This window comes from Pseudomonas sp. SIMBA_068 (assembly GCF_046534705.1).
GTDB classification, from domain to species: Bacteria; Pseudomonadota; Gammaproteobacteria; order Pseudomonadales; family Pseudomonadaceae; genus Aquipseudomonas; species Aquipseudomonas putida.
Window position 1 is genome coordinate 1 of the sequence record NZ_JAWRYI010000361.1, and the last position, 279, is coordinate 279.

The following is a 279-nucleotide window of genomic DNA, read 5'->3' on the forward strand; positions in this document are numbered from 1 at the left end:
CGGCGGGCGCGAGGAGTAACGCGCCTGATCGAGTAATTTTTCGAGGAAGGTTGGCATCGCCTGCGGATCGAATCCCGAGCGTTGCAGCACCTGAATACCAATGCGGTCCGCTTCCTGTTCATTTTGCTGGGTGAAGCTGATCATTCCCTGGCGCGTTCCCGCCAGTGTACCGGTCAGTGCCGCCATCCCCGCCTGCGGACTGGCCATCGCCAGTAAAATAGAACCTAACGCGCCGACCCAGGTCAGCGGCGCGCTGCGCTGCTGATCTTCCATCGCTCG

General features: G+C 61.3%; 1 protein-coding gene. It reads right to left on the reverse strand.

What is annotated here, in order from left to right:
* The coding region (locus SB756_RS29535) for a M48 family metalloprotease (protein ID WP_410913106.1) at positions 1–279 on the reverse strand (279 nt) is incomplete at both ends.